This window comes from Mycobacterium sp. (assembly GCF_965229105.1).
Taxonomy (GTDB): Bacteria; Actinomycetota; Actinomycetes; order Mycobacteriales; family Mycobacteriaceae; genus Mycobacterium.
Genome location: NZ_OZ245858.1, coordinates 896,869 through 911,938 on the forward strand (window position 1 = coordinate 896,869; position 15,070 = coordinate 911,938).

Below are 15,070 nucleotides of genomic sequence, written 5' to 3' on the forward strand. Positions count from 1 at the left end.
ACGGTGTTCGTGTCAAACCTCGGTCGGCGTGATGTGATGTTCGGACTGGGCCTCGATCCGGGCCTCGCCGAGAGCCGCCGCCTGCTGCCCCATGCCACCGCCGCCGACGCCGCCGGGCTCGACATCGTGTCGATCCCAGACCACCCGAACTTCGCCGACAAGATCGACGCCTACGCCGCGCTCGGCATGGTCCTTGGCGCGACCGCGCACATCAGCGGGGTGGTCAACCTGACCAATATCGGCATCAGGTCGGCGCCTCTACTCGCGCGGACCGTCGCTAGCCTGTCGGCACTATCGCATCGCCGCGTCATCCTCGGAGTCGGCGCTGGCAGCCTGTGGGACGAGTTGGCCCGCCTCGGCGTCACACCGCGCTCGCCCGCCGAGTCCGTCCAGGCGATGGCGGAGACCATCACCGTCGTGCGGGCGCTCACCGGCGGCGGCCCACCCGTCGACTTCACCGGCCGGTTCTACCAACTGCGCGCCGCGGAGCCCTCACACGAACCCACACCCCCGATCTGGACGGGCTCGCAAGGTCCCCGATCACTGGCGATCACCGGACAACTCGCCGACGGCTGGATCCCCGCGCACGCCGCGGACTGGCGGAGCGCCCTGGTCGCCACCGCCCGCCCGATCATCGACGCCGCCGCCGCTGCAGCAGGCCGCGACCCCGCCGCCATCGCCACCATCTACAACGTGGGCGGCCAGATCACCGACCGGGCCGTCCCGAAGCCACGTGCCGACGACGGCCGCTGGATTGGCGGCTCCACGGACCAGTGGATCGATGAATTGACCTCAGCGGTACTCGATTACGACGCGGCGGCCCTGATCTACCTACCCAACGGCCAACCCGAGGCGGCGATCCAGCGCTGGCTACATGAGATCGTCCCCGGCGTGCGCCGCGCCATCAATGGGTAAGAGTGCACAACTGTTGACCAGCAAACCAGCACCAAGTCCACAGAAAGTCATCCACTGTTGTCTCTCGGCTTGTAGCGTCTGCTCCACCGTCAATTGCGGGGGACCGGATGGGAGATCGTCGAGTGACTACCGTTAAGCAGGTTTGTCTCGGGGTAGCAGTAGCCGGTGCGGTGGCTGGTGCAGGAGCGGTGGCCTCGGCCGCCCTGGCCTCCGCGGACGCCCCCGATTCCGGCTCCGGATCGCGCAGCTCATCGGATGGATCGTCCAATGCCGCGGGCCCGCAGAAATCCACCAAGACAGCGAACGCTGCAGGCCCGACAGCGGCCAAGGCAACGGGCAAGGCAGCACCGGCAGCGGTAACCGCCAAGACCATCACGACCAAGACCATCCGGTCGACGTCTCGACCTGTCGCGGCAACCACAGCGGCAGCGACCGACGTGGCACAACCCGTCCTGAAGTCGGTGGCAACCACCTCCGCGCCGGCAACCACCGTCAAAGCGACGTTCGATCTGGCGGCGCCCGCCAGCTCGACAGGCTCGACCAGCTCGAGCGTCGTCCGCTCGACGTCCAGTTGGAGCGCCCTCAACCAGAGCGTGCGTGCGGCCGCCATCGCCGCTCAGGTCGTCGATCCCACCAAGCAGCACGTGCTGCTCATCGGCGTGGACGGCACGAACCTGGGCCGCATCCTGGATAACCCCACCAACACCAACTTCTTCGACCTGATGAATGACGGCACCACCGCCGCGTCGAGCATCGTCGGGCACACCACCATCTCCAACCCGTCGTGGACCGCGATCCTGACCGGGGTCTGGGACACCAAGAGCGGGGTGATCAACAACGTCTTCACCCCGGACACCTACAACTCCTGGCCGACAGTGTTCAACCAGCTCGAGGGAGCCAACCCGGATATCTACACGAAGGCCATCGCCGACTGGCAAGTCATCACCGATATCGCCGGCGCCGGTTCGAAGGGCGCCGACGAAAACGTCTTCATCGCCCAGGTTCCCGGCGACACCAACTGGTCCCTGACCGACGCCGCGGTCACCCAGGAGACCATCGACTCGCTCAACGCCGCAGAGGCCCCCAACTTCATGTTCACCTACCTCGTGCAGGTCGACGAGGCCGGGCACATGCATGGCGGCGCATCCCAGGAGTACGCGGATGCCATCTCACGCACCGACACCAACCTCGGCGCGATCATGGACGCAGTGCACCAGCGTGAGCTCGACACGGGTGAGGAATGGACCGTCATCGTCGTCACCGACCACGGCCACCAGGCAGTGCAGGGCTTCGGTCACGGTTTCCAATCACCCGATGAGACATCGACATTCGTCATCTACGACCGCCCGGGTTCCGACGACGGCGGGCTGATCAACACCAAGTACGAGATCGTCGACGTCACGCCGACCGTGGTGAGTCTCTTCGGGATCGAACCGACCAGCGACGCCGACGGGGTGCCGCTGTCGTCACTGGGCAGCAGCGTGGTTGACCCGGTTGATCTGCATCAGGCACTCAATGACCTGATCGATATGAACGGCTACCCCAGCCTGCCCGTCGACGCGGCCCTGACTCTGCGCACGATCTTCGCCACGATTCCGTACTACGTGAACAACTTCACCATCTCGACCACCGCGGAGCTCCAAGCGATCGTCGATCAGCAGATCTTCTTCATCAGCACCATCGCCGCAGTGGCCAAGCTCGGCGTGCAGATCGTCGGGGACACCCTCTACCTGCTGACGAACGCCGTGGCTCAGATCGTCGGCCGGTTGACCGGGGCAGGTGTCATCCCGCCCAGCACCTCGACCAGCGAGTTGACCTCCCTGCCGAAGGCCTCCGTTCTGGTTTGACCCGACGGCTACGCGGGCACAGCGCACGCATGTGGACTGTCAAGCGGACGATGGCGGTGGCGCCGCGCGCGGCCTGGAACGTGTTGACCGATCTCGACGCCTGGCCACAGTGGGGTCCGTCGGTGCAGCGGGCGGAACTGAGCGACGCCGGACCGCTGCGGCTCGGATCGCGTGGCACCGTCTGGGCGGCGGTCGGGGTGCCGCTGCCGTTCGAGATCACCGAGTTCGACGACGGTCACCGCTGGGCCTGGAAAGTCGCCGGAACCGCGGGCACCCGGCACACGGTGGAGCCGCACGGCAGCGGCTGCCGGGTATCCTTTGACGTGCCGATCTGGGCGCCGATCTACCTCACGGTGTGTGCAGTGGCACTCAAACGCATCGAGAAGATTGCCAGCGACAGGTACTAAAGTGTCTCCCCGATGCGATTTCTCGTGGGGGTCATAGCGGCGACAGCGGTAACGTTCGGGATGCTCCAACCGGCGCCGGGTCCGCAGATCAGACTCGTCGACAACACCGCCTTGACCCCGTTCGATGTGCAGGATCCTGCCGTCGGGCACCTTGATCCGGCGCTGTTGACCGCCATTCAGAATGCGGCGACAGCCGCCGCAGCGGACGGCATCACCATGACCATCAACTCGGGCTGGCGTACACCGGAGTTCCAGCAGCAGTTGCTCGACGATGCCATCGCCACCTACGGCAGTTTCGACGCCGCACGGCAGTACGTGCAAACACCGGCAATGTCCAAACACGTCATCGGGCAGGCGGTCGACGTCGGCGGTCAGGACGCCGACTACTGGCTGATTGCCAACGGCACCCGATTCGGGCTATGCCAGATCTACGCCAACGAGGTGTGGCATTTCGAATTGGCCACCGACGCAACAGGTATCTGCCCGCCCCTGCTGGCGAACGCAGCGGGCTGATCCATGCTGATCGCGCAGATATCTGATCCTCATATCCGCCCTGACGGCGTCTGCTATCAGGGTGTCGCCGATTCCAATCACAGTCTCACCGAAGCGATTACGCACATTCTGGCGTTCGACCGCCGGCCAGACTTGGTCCTGATCACCGGCGATCTCGTCGATGAAGGACATTCCGCCGAGTACGAGGCGTTACGGGCCATCCTGGCCGGGCTGCCCATTCCCTACCTGGTGATCCCGGGTAACCATGATGACCGGGAGAATCTGCGAAAAGCGTTCTCCGATCACACATATCTGCCGCGGGAGGGACCGCTGCACTACTGTGTGGACGACTATCCGGTGCGGATCATCGGGTTGGACTCGACGGTGCCGGGCCTGCATCACGGGCATATCGACACCGCCGGATTGCAGTGGCTCGCCGATACGCTCGCACGGGACACCACCAAGCCGACCCTGGTGATGCTGCACCATCCGCCGTTCGTCAGCGGCATCGGATACATGGACGAGTACCGCTATTTCGATGGCGCCGAATTAGCCGCCGTGGTCAAACAATTCGACAATATCGAGATCGTGCTGTGTGGACATGTGCACCGCTCGATGCTGACCAGATGGGCGAACACGGTGGTCTGCGCCTGCCCCAGTACGGCGACGGAGATCGACCTGCAATTGGCCGAATCGGCGCAACCGGCCAGCCATCTCGGCCCGAGAGCATGCATGCTGCATCTGTGGGATCCCCGCCACGGGCTGATCAGCCATACCAGTCAGATCGGCGACTTCGACGGGCCCTACCCCTTCGCCTGACGCGGCATCGACCGGGCCTGATCGATCGTGAAGCCCCAGGGCAGTTCGAGACGATGCCTGGCCAGTAGGTCGGCATCGGCGAGCACATCGAAGATATCGCCGTCGGCGACCACCGCACCGTGGTCCATCACCACGGCGCGATCGCAGAGCTGTGCGGCGTACGGCAGGTCGTGAGTGACCACCAAAAGTGTTGCGGTCAAGGTCATCAGGGTCTCAGCGAGTTCTCGACGCGCAACCGGGTCCAGATTGGCCGATGGCTCGTCGAGCACCAGGATCTCGGGATCGCAGGCCAGCACGGTGGCTAGCGCGGCTCGACGGCGCTGACCGCCTGACAGATGTGCGGGGCTGCGTTCGGCCAGGTCGGTGAGCGAGACCGCATCGAGTGCAGCGCGCACCCGGGCGGCCAGTTCGTCACCGCGCAGCCCGAAGTTGGCGGGCCCGAACGCGACGTCCTGGGCGACGGTCGGCATGAACAACTGGTCGTCGGGATCCTGGAACACTAGCCCGACGCGGCGCCGGATTTCGCGAAGATTCTTGCGGGTCACGGGAATACCGCTGATCGAGACCGATCCCGAGGTTGGCGTCAGGACGCCGTTGAGCTGCAGCATCAGGGTGGTCTTGCCGGCACCGTTGGGGCCGAGCAGCGCTACGCGTTCCCCGGCGGCGATGTCCAGATCCACGCCGGCGATCGCCACGTGCCCGTCAGGATAGGTGTGGTGCAGGCCGTGTACTTCGACGGCGCCGGCGGTCACAGGCTCACCCGTGCCGCAGCGGACACCGTCACCGCAGCAACCGCCGGGAGCATGACGATGCACCACTGCGCGGCACCTGCCCTGGCGCCGGCACCGACGGACGCCATATCCGGTACCCGGCCGTCGAAGCCCCGGGACAGCATCGCCAGATAGACCCGTTCACCCCGCTCGTAGGACCGCAGGAAAAGCGCCCCAACACCTTTGGCGATGGCGCCGACCTGGTGCAGGGTGCGCGGTGAGTCTCCGCGCGACATCCGGGCCATCCGCATCCGGCTGGCCTCTGCCGACAGCAGGTCGATATAGCGAATCATCAACACCAGCATCGAGGTGATCAGGGCCGGTACCCCGAGCCGACTCAGACCGATCGGAAGCTCACGCGCGGAGGTGGTGGCCGCCAGGGTCAGCGAGCCGGCCACCCCGAGTGTTCCCTTGATGACGATGCCCCAGGCCGCGTACAGGCCCGCCACCGAAAGCGCCACGCCCGCAACGTCGATCCGTTCACCGCCTTCGGAGAACGGCAGGAGCACGGCCAGCACCAGGAATGGGGCCTCGATCAGCATGCGGGGCAGAATCCAGGTCAGCGGGATCCGCGCCACCCACCAGACGGCGAGGACGATCGCCGCATAGATACCGAAGGGCCAGAACATCTCTCGCGGGGTGGCAACCACCGCGAGGACGAAAACCAGCAGGCAGACGATCTTGACCTCGACGGGTGCCCGATGGACGGCGGAATCCCCGTCCCGGTAGAGCGGGTGGGAATGACCCGCCCCCATTAAGGAGTCGGCTTTTTGCTACGCGCGATCAGCCAGAAGGCACCCCCGGCCAACGCGAGCGTGACCAGGGCGCCGGCGATTCCGGCCAGCCCACTGGTGGCCTTGTTGCCTGCGACCTCGTAGCCGGCCAGTGGAGATGTGGACATCGCATGTTCCTGGGCGTGCTGGGCGATGCAGTTACCGGTCAACTCTTCGACACTATTGACCTCGTGGACCTGGCAGCCCTGCAGCGTGGCCGAATCCAAACCGTCCGGCGCTGAGCTGGCGAAGTACGAAACAACACCGGCGATGAGCAGGATCGCCGCGCCGAAGCCGACCCAGAACACCCACTTGCGCCGGGCACCAGTCGTCATACCGCCACCGCTTCGGCACGGGCGGCACGACCACTGCGCAGCAGGTAGACCAGGTCGGGGCGAGACCGCGCGACGGCCATCACCGTGAGTGCGGTGATCACGCCTTCGCCGATGCCGATCAGGACATGGGTGCCGAGCATGTAGCTGGTGACCGTGGTCAGTGAGGTCGAGGCGGCACCGCCGATGGTGTACTCAAGGACGAATCCCATTGATGCGCAGACCGTTCCGATCACGGCGGACAGGAATGCCACGAGACCTAGTGCGCTGACCGATACGTCTTTGGTCCGACGACGGGCCAGGGAATACAGCACGACGGCTGCGGAGTAGCCGGCCGCGACGCCGATCAGCGCCATGTTGGTGATATTGGTGCCCAGGGCGGTGATGCCACCGTCGGCGAACAACAGGGACTGCACGACGAGCACGACGGAGACGCAGAGTGCTCCGGTGGCCGGACCGACCAGGATGGCGGCCAGCGCGCCGCCGAGAAGGTGCCCGCTGACGCCGGGCAGGATCGGGAAGTTGACCATCTGCACCGCGAAGATGAACGCCGCCACCAGACCCGCCAGCGGCACCGTCCGTTCGTCGAGTTCGGTCCTGGCCCGCCAGGCGCAAAAGCCGATCGCGATCACGGCGATGACGCCGAAGAGCACGGAGGTCGAAGCGTTGACGATGCCGTCGCTCATATGCATGGCGGAGTATCCGATGCTCACACGGTGAGCGTACGGCGGTGTGGGGATTACTGTCTAGCTGTTCAGATGGACAGGAGGCTACCCGTGCGCCGCACCTATCCAATGCAACAAATCGTGCAGGGTGGGGTCCTCCAGGCGGTAGCTCGCCGCGCGCCCGACCCGTGTCGAACTGACCGTGCCCTGCTGACGCAGCACGCGCAGTGCCTGCGAGACGGTGTTCTCCGACCGGCCGAGGGCGGCGGCAAGATCGCCGACGCAAATGCCCGGCGCCCGGTGCAGGCTCAGCAGGATCTCCAGTCGGCCCGGGTCGGACAGCAAGTCAAAACGCCGAGTCCAGTCCGTGATGTCCACGTCGGACAGCGCCGACGACGCCTTCCTGACCAGGACCTGATTCTCGGGCTCCACACCACGAATCTAGTCCAGCTGGAAATCTCGCCGAAATTTCATAGCCAGCAATGTGGTTAGAACTACCAAACATCGGGCATTCCAGGACGGTCGATGTGGACTGGTGATGAATCGGAGGAGCAATCATGGGCGAGCTCAAGCAACGACGAAGCAACAACGAGACCTTCGGCCGACTCCGTGACCTCGGCAATACCTATTCCGCCGCGCTGGAGAGCGCGAGGAGCGTGAGCTTCGAGATCGAGCACCAGATCGAGGCAGCCATGGCCGCCGGACATTCGATAACCAAAGTGGCCGAAGCCTCTGGGCTGTCGGTTGACCAGCTCGAGTACATCCTGGTTTCGGTCGGCGTCCAGAACCGGCTGGCCGAAGACCGGCGCCGGATGACCCTGCGTAGCGCGGGCTAACTCCCGGTCAGGTAATGGTCAGGCCACCGTCGACGACGATGGTCTGACCTGTTACGTATCCGCCTGCTGCCGAGGCCAGCCACACCGCGGTGGCAGCCAACTCTGCCGCGTCGCCCAGCCTGCCCAGAATGAGTCGCGGGGCCTGGCTGTCCAGGTAGCCAGGTTCATATTCATCGGTCATCTCGGACGCGAAGAACCCTGGCGCCAGCGCGTTGACCCTGATTCCCTTGCGAGAGCCCCACTGTTGCGCCAGATCGCGGGTCAGGCCCATGATCGCAGCCTTGCTGGCGCTATACGCCGCCTGCGGTAGACCGCCCGTCGTGATGCCGAGGACGCTGGCGATGTTGATGATCGCGCTGCCCGGCTGCATCACCCGACCGCAGGCCTGTGCCATCCAGTACGACCCGTTGAGGTTGACATCCACCACCGCCCGGAACTGTTCGGGAGTCTCCCTGGTGGCGGGGACCGCCGTCCCGACGCCGGCGTTGTTGATCAGGATGTCGACGCGGCCGAACGTTTCGACGGCAGCATCGACCAACCGCTGGCACTGCTCGGGATCGGCCACATCGGTCGCTACCGAATGCACCCGGCGCCCGGCGGCTTCGACGAGCGCTGCGGTCTCGGCCATCCGGTCCGCGCGGCGTGCCCCCAACACCAGGTCGGCGCCTGCCTCAGCAAACGCCTGGGCGAAAGTCACGCCGAGACCCGACGACGCCCCGGTGACGATGACGACCTTGTCGTCGAGCCGGAACGAATCGAGAACACTCATCCGCTTATCGTCCTCGCTCCTCCTCATCGCTCGTTCCTCGCTCTGCGTCGGTCGCTCGGGGTGGGATCCCTCAGCGCCTGACGGGCAATCGCGTATTTGTGGACTTCGGTCGGCCCGTCATAGAGCCGGAACGCTCGGATATCGCTGAAGATCATCCCCACGGGTGTTTCGTCGGAGATGCCGATGCCGCCGAGGATCTGCACGCAGCGGTCGGCGACCTTGAACAGTTCCTCAGAGACCAACGCCTTCACCATCGAGCTCTCATGCCTGCCCTTGGCGCCGCCGTCGAGTGTCCAGCAGGCCCACCAGATCGCGAGTCGGCATTGTTGCAAGGCGATTTCGTTATCGGCGATCATGAAGCCGATGCCTTGGTGTTCGCCGATCGGCTTACCGAACCCGGTTCGGGTGCGGGCGTGCTCGATGGCAATGGCCTGTGCGCGACTGGCCGCACCAAGCCAACGCATGCAGTGCGTCAGCCGGGCCGGGGCCAACCGCAGCTGCGCGTACCGCAACGCCTGGCCGACCTCGCCGAGCAGCGCCGAGGCGGGTAGCCGCAGATCGGTGAACCGGACCACGCCATGGCCCTGCACGTAGTTGCGGTCCATGGTGTCCATCACGCGCTCGAGCTCGATACCGGGCGTATCCCCGTCGCACAGGAAGAGCGTCGGACCATCTGGCCCATGGGAATTCGGTGCGACGCGCGCCATGATGATCCAGGTGCGCGCCCCGTCGGCGCCGGTGATCAGCCATTTCAGGCCGTTGATCACATACTCACTACCGTCGAAGATCGCCTCGGTGTTGAGCTGATTGGGGTCGGAGCCGGCGCCGTCGGGTTCGGTCATCGCGAACACCGACCGCTGGCGACCGTCGATGACCGGCACCAAAAACTCGGTGACCTGCTCGTCGTTCGCAATCTTGTTGAGCAGGAACATGTTTCCCTCATCGGGCGCGGCGCAGTTCAGCGCGACCGGGCCCAACGTCGACCAGCCGGCGGCCTCGAACAGCACTGCCTGATCCAGATGTGACGGCTCACGGCCGCCGAACCGGCTCGGGGCCTGGAACGTCAGCAGGCCGGCCTTGCGGGCCAGCTCCACCATCTCGGTCCGCATCTCTTCATTGGGTCCGTGCCGGGTCAGCCGCGGATCCTTCTCAAACGGGATGATCTGGTCGGTGACGAAGGCGCGGATCTCGTCGCGCAGTGCCGCGGTGGCGGCGGGTATCTCGAAATCGATCATGTGTGCCTCTCGATCAGACCGTGGGCTCGCTCGAACAGCCGCAGGGTCGCGTTGTGAAGGTGGTCTCCGATTTCTACCGGCGCCAGCCCGGCGCACGCGCGGGCCAGGCTGCCCTCCAAGATGATGCCGAGCTTGAAACAGGCCAGCACCGTGTACCAGTTGATCTGGCTCAGATCGCGGGTGGTGTTGCGGGCGTACTGCTCGATGAGTTCGTCGGGGGTGGGCACCCCATCGGCTTCCATCAGGGCGCTGCCCAGCACCCCCTCCTGGCCGGGGTAGCGCCAGGTGGCCAGCATCCACCCGAGGTCGAGCAGCGGGTCGCCGATGGTGCACATCTCCCAGTCGACGATCGCGACGAGTTCGGGCCCGGTGCGCGAGAACATCACGTTGGCGACGTGGTAGTCGCCGTGCATGATGCCCGGCGTCCATTCGGTCGGACGGTGCTCGTCGAGCCAGGCGGCGACGGCATCCACGCCGGGGATATCGGGGCCGGGGTAGTTGTCGAAGCTGCGGTAGGACTCCAGGTCTGAAAGCCAGCGTGGCACTTGACGTTCCAGGAAACCCTCGGGCTTACCGAAGCCGGCGAGCCCGGCCTTGACATGGTCGACGGCGCCGAGTCGGGACAGCGCCTCGGCCATCGACAGACCCATCTGGTGGCGCACTCCTGCGTCACCAGCGTGCAGGGGCAGCAGTTCCGAGCCGGCGTTGAAACCGTCGATCGGTTCCATCAGGTAGAACACCGCGTCCCCGAGCACTTCAGGGTCATCGCAGACTGCAATCAGACGAGGATGCGGGACGTCGGAGCCGGCCAGGCCTGCCAGCACCTGAGTCTCGCGCAGAATCACCTTGTTGCTGATCGGACGGAGATGCTTCGGGCCGCGGCGCAGCACGTAGGTCCGCCCCGCCCGCTCGAATCGCAACAGGATGTTCTGCGTCCCGCCACCGATTTCAGTGACATTTTCCAGCGGGCCGTCGCCGAGACCGTGCCCGGACATCCATTCTGCGATTGCTGCCGGATCATCCACGACCACAGAACCTACCGTACGGTTGGTTGGGCCAGCCTCGGGTCACGGTAACCCGCGCCGCATCCTGGAATTGATGGTGTTGAAAACACTCCACCCGACCAACGTGCCGAGGGCGATCGAGAAGATCGCTGTCACGGTCTGCCCCAGCGTGGCGACGTCCACATCGCCGCCCGTGGCCGCCTCACTGAGTGACTCGAAGCTCAACGCCCCCGGGACCAGCGACCAGAACGCCGTCAGCATCATCACGATGGCCGGCGGCGAGGTTCGCAACCGGGAGGCCAGCATCGCGAACGGCACAGACAGGAAAGCGCCGACCGCGCCGCCGGCGTAGGCCGAGGACATCACATAGCTGCCGACCGTCTGGCCGACAAGTGCAACGGCGACCGAGGCGATGAGCCAAAACAGTGAGCCCTTCGGCGCCGACAGATAGATGTAGAGACCGAAACCGATCACGGCGATTGCCGCGTACAACGCCCATGACCCCATCTGCGGTGACGGCGTCTGCGGCGCCACCTGGCCGGCAAAGTGCACCCCCAACGCGACGCCGAACACCAGGAGCATCAGTTGGGTGACGCCGTACACGAGCCTGCTTGCGCCCGAAATGATCTGGGAGCTCGCCAATTCCATGGCGCCGATGGTCAGCGACATGCCGGGGAGGACGGCCACCAGCGCGGGGCTGATCACGCGCAGCAGGCCGTCGTTTGCGGTATCGGCCACGAACCAGGTCGCCAGCATGGTGACGACCATCGCACCGACGGTGGGCAGCACGGCATTGAGCGTCGGGAACGGTCTGCCGATGGTGATGATGGCACCGACGAGCAAACCGAGGAAGAGGTAGCCGGGCAGGGAAGCCCACGTGGGGTTGATGACCATGCCGAAACCCACCGTGGTGATGGCGTAGCCGATAGTCGTTGTGACCGGTCCGAAACGGGGCTCCAAGGTGCGGGCTGCGGAGACCGCCTCTATCGCGTCGGTCGGTGTGATGGCACCCAGTTCGGCGAGTTCGGCGATCGCATCGATCCGTCCGGCGAGATCGAGCTGAATGGTGGCGTGCGTCGTCGCCTCCACTTCGTAACCGACGTTGCCGACCTGGACCACCAGCACGGTCGGCAAGACCACCGCCCGCACGGTGTGGGTGGTGTATCGCGCGGCGATCTTCAGCAATCGGGCGGACACCAACTGAGTTGGTTGCTCGACCTCGACCAGCGCGATGCCGATCTCCCGGAGCATGGCCGCGACTTCAGCATCGCCGTAGGAGTCCGGCGCCCCGAGGGCGGCGTGCGCCTCCTTGCCCAGCGAACGCATGAACCGGCGCACGCGGGCGGCCCTCGGTTCGGTCATCCCGACGCAGAGTCGGGCGTGGAGGCCGCCGCCTCGGCGGGCTTCTGCTGCCAGGGCCACCGGCCCGTGATCTCGACTTCTAGCGAGAAGCTCAGAAACGTTCTGATGGCGACGATCCCGGCGAGGACCGCCACACTCTGCGCCGTCGGGGTGATGGCCACCGTCCGGATGATGTCGGCCGCCACCAGGAATTCCAGGCCGAGCAGGATGGACCTTCCCAGCTGTTCGCGGAACCTTCGGTAGGCGTCACCGGTCCTGCGGAGCATTCGTCCGGCGGTCAATCCGGCCGCCAACACGGTCCCCAACGCGATCACGGCGACGCCGACGCCGTCGATCACCCTGCCGACGAGTTCGACGGTTTCGATGAAGGTCATTTCGGCAGGCTAACCGGATAGACCCGTTGTCAGGTCCACCAGATCGTCGAACGTCTCTGTCAGGGTTCGGCGCATGAAGTCGGGGAGATCCTCGACCGCTGTGCGATCGAGCGTCTCGTTCATGCGCATGCTCTGCCAGGCCGTGGACGTCACCGACGCCCACACCGCCGAAATCAGCGTCACCGCAGGATCGTCGGGCGTGGTCCCGATCCGACTGGCGAGCACTTCGGCCGTCGCGGTCGACCGCACCCGGGTGGTGCTGATCTGCAGGCTCCTGGCCATGTTCACCACGCGTAACAAGCTGCCGACGCGCGTCGCGGTCATCGGACCTTCGCCGCGGGCGGCCTTGGTCAGCATCCTGACATTGGCGGTCAACAAAGCGGTCAACGGTGGTGTGTCCAACGGAATGTCGGCCAACTCGTCGTTGACCGCCTCGGTGAAGGTGTCCAACAAAGACAGCAACATCAGGTCTTTGGATGGGAAGTAGTGCGCGACCGTGCGTGGCGAGACCTCGGCCGCATCGGCGATCTGTTCCACCGTGGTCCGGTCGTACCCCTGGCGGTCGACGAGGTCGAGCGCGACCGCGACCAGCGTCGCACGCGTCTGCTGCTTCTTGCGCTCGCGCAGCCCGGTCGGCACCGGAACCCCCATAGCAGCAGATGGTAGACGGCAGTACCCAGGCAGCTGGGGCGTTCGCAATGAAAGCCCGCGTAACCCGTCGCAATGGGGAAGGGTGTCGCAATGGGGAAGGGTTAGGTGCGATGCCATCAAACTGGGACGAGGAGTTCCCGGTCCCGGATATGGGGTCGGGCTTCGTCAACGAATCAGTGCCGGCGGAACTGCGCGAGCGCGTTCTGGCCGCGGGCATCGACGAGCTGACCCATTGGGGTATCGAACGGTTCAGCGTGGGGGCGCTGGCCGCACGTCACGGACTCGACGTCTCGGAGATCCTGCATTACTGGGGCAGCGGACAACGTCTGGCGCTGGATCTGCTGCTGCGTTGGGACGGTAGGCAGAACGTGACGCCCGATACCGGGGCGCTGCGCAGCGATCTCAAGGCGTTGGCCCTCATCGTCGCGGGATACGTCAACACCCCGGTGGGCCGGAGTCTGCTGCGGGCGCTGGTGCTGGAAGACCACATGCTGTATTCCGATGACACCAGGATGACGTTCTGGCAGGTGCGGCTGGGCACCCTGCGCACGGTATTCGTACGCGCCGGCGAACGCGGCGAGCTGCGCGAGGGTGTCGAGTTGCTGCCCGCGGTTCAGCTGCTGGTCGCACCGATCAATGTGCGGGCGCTCTACACCGCGGAACCCGTCGATGACGAGTATTGCGCGGCCGTCGCCGATCTGGTGTGGCACGCCGTCAAGCGGTGAGCGAACTCAATCCCCCACCCTGACCAAGGTGATATCGGAGCTCTCGTTCTCCCCGCAGTCGCCGGTGAATTCGGTGGTAGAGGTGCCCGCGACTGTCCCGATGGGATCTGAATTCGGTTGAGGCAGTGGTAGATCCACCAACACTTTCTGGTGGACCGTACCTTTGACTTCACCGCCGGCAGTGCAGGTGCCGTCGACCTCGGCGCCCCAGGTCCACCGGTCGGGGGTGAATTGGTAAACCTGCACGTGGTCGCGGCCGACATCTTCGCGCGAGGTGAACAGCGATCCGCAGCTCACCGAATTCCTGGCGCAGATCGTGCGCACGTCCACCGGATACGGCGCAGGCGATTCGCCTTCGCCGCGCCTGGTCTGGGTGAAGGTGTAGCGACCATGCAGCCCTTCGGGAGCCGCGGGGATACGCGGCGGCAGGGCGGCCGGATCCACTCCCGTCGGCGCGGCACTCCCGGTCCGGGTCAAGGTGAGCGGGGTCTGCAGCACCGTCGCGCACCCGGTGCCCATGTACATATCGGTCTGCGTCCCCACGAAGGTGTTGTCCGCGGCCGGTGACAACGACCAGGACACCAGGTGCGGCGCCGTCCCTCCGCCGGGGCATTCGCCGGCTTCGGCCTGATGGGCTTCCACCCACCGGCCGTCGACCAGATCGAGGACGACCTTCAGATCGGTGCCACCACCGCGTAACCGTGCTGCGGTGGCGACGCAGCCGGTGTCCGGGCACGCCGAGTGGAACGACCAGGCGAAGGCAGGGATGGCTTCCGCCGGAACCGGCTTACCGTTCTTCAGCTGGCCTTGGGCGTCGTAGTCGATCCGGTAGGTCCCGTTGATACCCGGTCCAGTGGTTTCGGCCGTCGCCTGCTCGCTTGCCTTCGGTGCGGAAATCCGCGTCAGCGTCCCGACCAGGATGGCCGCGGACGTCGCCACCACGGCGAGCAACCCGATGATCGCGAAGAGTCGTTTGCGGGGACTTGTCAAAGCCGGCCCATTCCTCTCCATGGTGCGGGATGGTGTGGAGCATAGTGCCCGGCTGGTCCGGCGCGGCCAGGCATCTCCAGTTCACCTGCTGGCCAACTGCTTTG

19 protein-coding genes are annotated in these 15,070 nt (G+C 65.6%); 7 read left to right on the plus strand and 12 right to left on the minus strand.

From position 1 onward, the window contains the following. Positions 1-9: 9 nt before the first annotated feature. From ADBZ9O_RS04210 to ADBZ9O_RS04230, 5 genes are all read left to right on the plus strand, one after another. Complete coding sequence (locus ADBZ9O_RS04210) at positions 10-915, plus strand: LLM class flavin-dependent oxidoreductase (RefSeq protein WP_526528683.1); 906 nt, start codon at positions 10-12, stop codon at positions 913-915. Between the two features lie 122 nt (positions 916-1,037). Continuing rightward, the gene (locus ADBZ9O_RS04215; protein ID WP_526528685.1) at positions 1,038-2,762 is read left to right on the plus strand and encodes an alkaline phosphatase family protein; all 1,725 of its coding nucleotides are present in this window, start codon (positions 1,038-1,040) and stop codon (positions 2,760-2,762) included. Positions 2,763-2,791: 29 nt separating this feature from the next. After that, positions 2,792-3,169 (plus strand): SRPBCC family protein, encoded by a 378-nt coding sequence (locus ADBZ9O_RS04220; RefSeq protein WP_526528687.1) that lies wholly within the window; start codon positions 2,792-2,794, stop codon positions 3,167-3,169. 60 nt (positions 3,170-3,229) lie between these two features. Further along, the gene (locus tag ADBZ9O_RS04225) at positions 3,230-3,682 is read left to right on the plus strand and encodes a M15 family metallopeptidase (protein WP_526532821.1); all 453 of its coding nucleotides are present in this window, start codon (positions 3,230-3,232) and stop codon (positions 3,680-3,682) included. A 3-nt stretch (positions 3,683-3,685) separates the two neighbouring features. Beyond that, a complete protein-coding gene (locus ADBZ9O_RS04230; protein ID WP_526528689.1) occupies positions 3,686-4,480 on the plus strand; it encodes a phosphodiesterase in 795 nt (264 codons plus the stop codon). Here the strand turns inward: ADBZ9O_RS04230 and ADBZ9O_RS04235 are convergent. The 5 genes from ADBZ9O_RS04235 to ADBZ9O_RS04255 form a co-directional block, all read right to left on the minus strand. Further along, entirely contained in the window at positions 4,465-5,232 is a 768-nt protein-coding gene (locus ADBZ9O_RS04235; RefSeq protein ID WP_526528691.1) for an energy-coupling factor ABC transporter ATP-binding protein, read from the minus strand. The two genes, ADBZ9O_RS04230 and ADBZ9O_RS04235, sit on opposite strands and share 16 nt — an antisense overlap. Next, complete coding sequence (gene cbiQ / locus ADBZ9O_RS04240; protein WP_526528693.1) at positions 5,229-6,005, minus strand: cobalt ECF transporter T component CbiQ; 777 nt, start codon at positions 6,003-6,005, stop codon at positions 5,229-5,231. Before cbiQ ends, ADBZ9O_RS04235 begins: the two co-directional genes overlap by 4 nt. Beyond that, a complete protein-coding gene (locus tag ADBZ9O_RS04245) occupies positions 6,005-6,358 on the minus strand; it encodes a PDGLE domain-containing protein (RefSeq protein ID WP_526528695.1) in 354 nt (117 codons plus the stop codon). The genes cbiQ and ADBZ9O_RS04245 overlap by 1 nt, the downstream gene beginning before the upstream one ends. After that, a complete protein-coding gene (locus ADBZ9O_RS04250) occupies positions 6,355-7,047 on the minus strand; it encodes an energy-coupling factor ABC transporter permease (protein ID WP_526532823.1) in 693 nt (230 codons plus the stop codon). Before ADBZ9O_RS04250 ends, ADBZ9O_RS04245 begins: the two co-directional genes overlap by 4 nt. Positions 7,048-7,125: 78 nt before the next feature. After that, positions 7,126-7,452, minus strand: coding sequence for an ArsR/SmtB family transcription factor (locus ADBZ9O_RS04255; RefSeq protein WP_526528697.1), 327 nt, complete (start codon positions 7,450-7,452; stop codon positions 7,126-7,128). A 125-nt stretch (positions 7,453-7,577) separates the two neighbouring features. Between ADBZ9O_RS04255 and ADBZ9O_RS04260 the strand changes: the two genes are divergently transcribed. After that, positions 7,578-7,856, plus strand: coding sequence for a hypothetical protein (locus tag ADBZ9O_RS04260; RefSeq protein WP_526528699.1), 279 nt, complete (start codon positions 7,578-7,580; stop codon positions 7,854-7,856). 7 nt (positions 7,857-7,863) lie between these two features. Here ADBZ9O_RS04260 and ADBZ9O_RS04265 read toward each other — a convergent pair whose 3' ends face one another. The 6 genes from ADBZ9O_RS04265 to ADBZ9O_RS04290 all read right to left on the minus strand — a co-directional run bounded on the left by ADBZ9O_RS04265 (position 7,864) and on the right by ADBZ9O_RS04290 (position 13,251). Beyond that, positions 7,864-8,625, minus strand: a complete 762-nt coding sequence (locus tag ADBZ9O_RS04265; protein ID WP_526528701.1) for an SDR family NAD(P)-dependent oxidoreductase — start codon at positions 8,623-8,625, stop codon at positions 7,864-7,866. A gap of 23 nt (positions 8,626-8,648) precedes the next feature. Further along, on the minus strand, positions 8,649-9,860 hold the full coding sequence (locus ADBZ9O_RS04270) for an acyl-CoA dehydrogenase family protein (RefSeq protein ID WP_526528703.1): 1,212 nt from the start codon (positions 9,858-9,860) through the stop codon (positions 8,649-8,651). Then, positions 9,857-10,855, minus strand: a complete 999-nt coding sequence (locus tag ADBZ9O_RS04275; RefSeq protein ID WP_526532825.1) for a phosphotransferase family protein — start codon at positions 10,853-10,855, stop codon at positions 9,857-9,859. Before ADBZ9O_RS04275 ends, ADBZ9O_RS04270 begins: the two co-directional genes overlap by 4 nt. Positions 10,856-10,927: 72 nt before the next feature. Further along, positions 10,928-12,226, minus strand: coding sequence for a threonine/serine exporter family protein (locus ADBZ9O_RS04280; protein ID WP_526528705.1), 1,299 nt, complete (start codon positions 12,224-12,226; stop codon positions 10,928-10,930). Then, on the minus strand, positions 12,223-12,600 hold the full coding sequence (locus ADBZ9O_RS04285) for a DUF1622 domain-containing protein (protein WP_526528707.1): 378 nt from the start codon (positions 12,598-12,600) through the stop codon (positions 12,223-12,225). Before ADBZ9O_RS04285 ends, ADBZ9O_RS04280 begins: the two co-directional genes overlap by 4 nt. A gap of 9 nt (positions 12,601-12,609) precedes the next feature. After that, complete coding sequence (locus ADBZ9O_RS04290) at positions 12,610-13,251, minus strand: TetR/AcrR family transcriptional regulator (RefSeq protein ID WP_526528709.1); 642 nt, start codon at positions 13,249-13,251, stop codon at positions 12,610-12,612. 110 nt (positions 13,252-13,361) lie between these two features. Here ADBZ9O_RS04290 and ADBZ9O_RS04295 point away from each other — a divergent pair, with 110 nt between their 5' ends. Beyond that, positions 13,362-13,976, plus strand: coding sequence for a TetR/AcrR family transcriptional regulator (locus ADBZ9O_RS04295; protein WP_526528711.1), 615 nt, complete (start codon positions 13,362-13,364; stop codon positions 13,974-13,976). Between the two features lie 6 nt (positions 13,977-13,982). On the opposite strand, the gene ADBZ9O_RS04300 is transcribed toward ADBZ9O_RS04295, so the two are convergent. After that, positions 13,983-14,987 (minus strand): Rv2253/PknI dimerization domain-containing protein, encoded by a 1,005-nt coding sequence (locus ADBZ9O_RS04300; RefSeq protein WP_526528713.1) that lies wholly within the window; start codon positions 14,985-14,987, stop codon positions 13,983-13,985. Positions 14,988-15,070: the final 83 nt, after the last annotated feature.

What these genes read in the sequence shown, in the direction of transcription:
- ADBZ9O_RS04220 (WP_526528687.1), top strand. Translation starts at nt 2,792, where the DNA reads ATGTGGACTGTCAAGCGGACGATGGCGGTGGCGCCGCGCGCGGCCTGG.
- ADBZ9O_RS04225 (WP_526532821.1), top strand. Translation starts at nt 3,230, where the DNA reads ATGCTCCAACCGGCGCCGGGTCCGCAGATCAGACTCGTCGACAACACC.
- ADBZ9O_RS04230 (WP_526528689.1), top strand. Translation starts at nt 3,686, where the DNA reads ATGCTGATCGCGCAGATATCTGATCCTCATATCCGCCCTGACGGCGTC.
- cbiQ (WP_526528693.1), bottom strand. Translation starts at nt 6,005, where the DNA reads ATGGGGGCGGGTCATTCCCACCCGCTCTACCGGGACGGGGATTCCGCC.
- ADBZ9O_RS04245 (WP_526528695.1), bottom strand. Translation starts at nt 6,358, where the DNA reads ATGACGACTGGTGCCCGGCGCAAGTGGGTGTTCTGGGTCGGCTTCGGC.
- ADBZ9O_RS04250 (WP_526532823.1), bottom strand. Translation starts at nt 7,047, where the DNA reads ATGCATATGAGCGACGGCATCGTCAACGCTTCGACCTCCGTGCTCTTC.
- ADBZ9O_RS04260 (WP_526528699.1), top strand. Translation starts at nt 7,578, where the DNA reads ATGGGCGAGCTCAAGCAACGACGAAGCAACAACGAGACCTTCGGCCGA.
- ADBZ9O_RS04265 (WP_526528701.1), bottom strand. Translation starts at nt 8,625, where the DNA reads ATGAGTGTTCTCGATTCGTTCCGGCTCGACGACAAGGTCGTCATCGTC.
- ADBZ9O_RS04270 (WP_526528703.1), bottom strand. Translation starts at nt 9,860, where the DNA reads ATGATCGATTTCGAGATACCCGCCGCCACCGCGGCACTGCGCGACGAG.
- ADBZ9O_RS04275 (WP_526532825.1), bottom strand. Translation starts at nt 10,855, where the DNA reads ATGTCCGGGCACGGTCTCGGCGACGGCCCGCTGGAAAATGTCACTGAA.
- ADBZ9O_RS04280 (WP_526528705.1), bottom strand. Translation starts at nt 12,226, where the DNA reads ATGACCGAACCGAGGGCCGCCCGCGTGCGCCGGTTCATGCGTTCGCTG.
- ADBZ9O_RS04285 (WP_526528707.1), bottom strand. Translation starts at nt 12,600, where the DNA reads ATGACCTTCATCGAAACCGTCGAACTCGTCGGCAGGGTGATCGACGGC.
- ADBZ9O_RS04290 (WP_526528709.1), bottom strand. Translation starts at nt 13,251, where the DNA reads ATGGGGGTTCCGGTGCCGACCGGGCTGCGCGAGCGCAAGAAGCAGCAG.
- ADBZ9O_RS04295 (WP_526528711.1), top strand. Translation starts at nt 13,362, where the DNA reads ATGCCATCAAACTGGGACGAGGAGTTCCCGGTCCCGGATATGGGGTCG.
- ADBZ9O_RS04300 (WP_526528713.1), bottom strand. Translation starts at nt 14,987, where the DNA reads ATGGAGAGGAATGGGCCGGCTTTGACAAGTCCCCGCAAACGACTCTTC.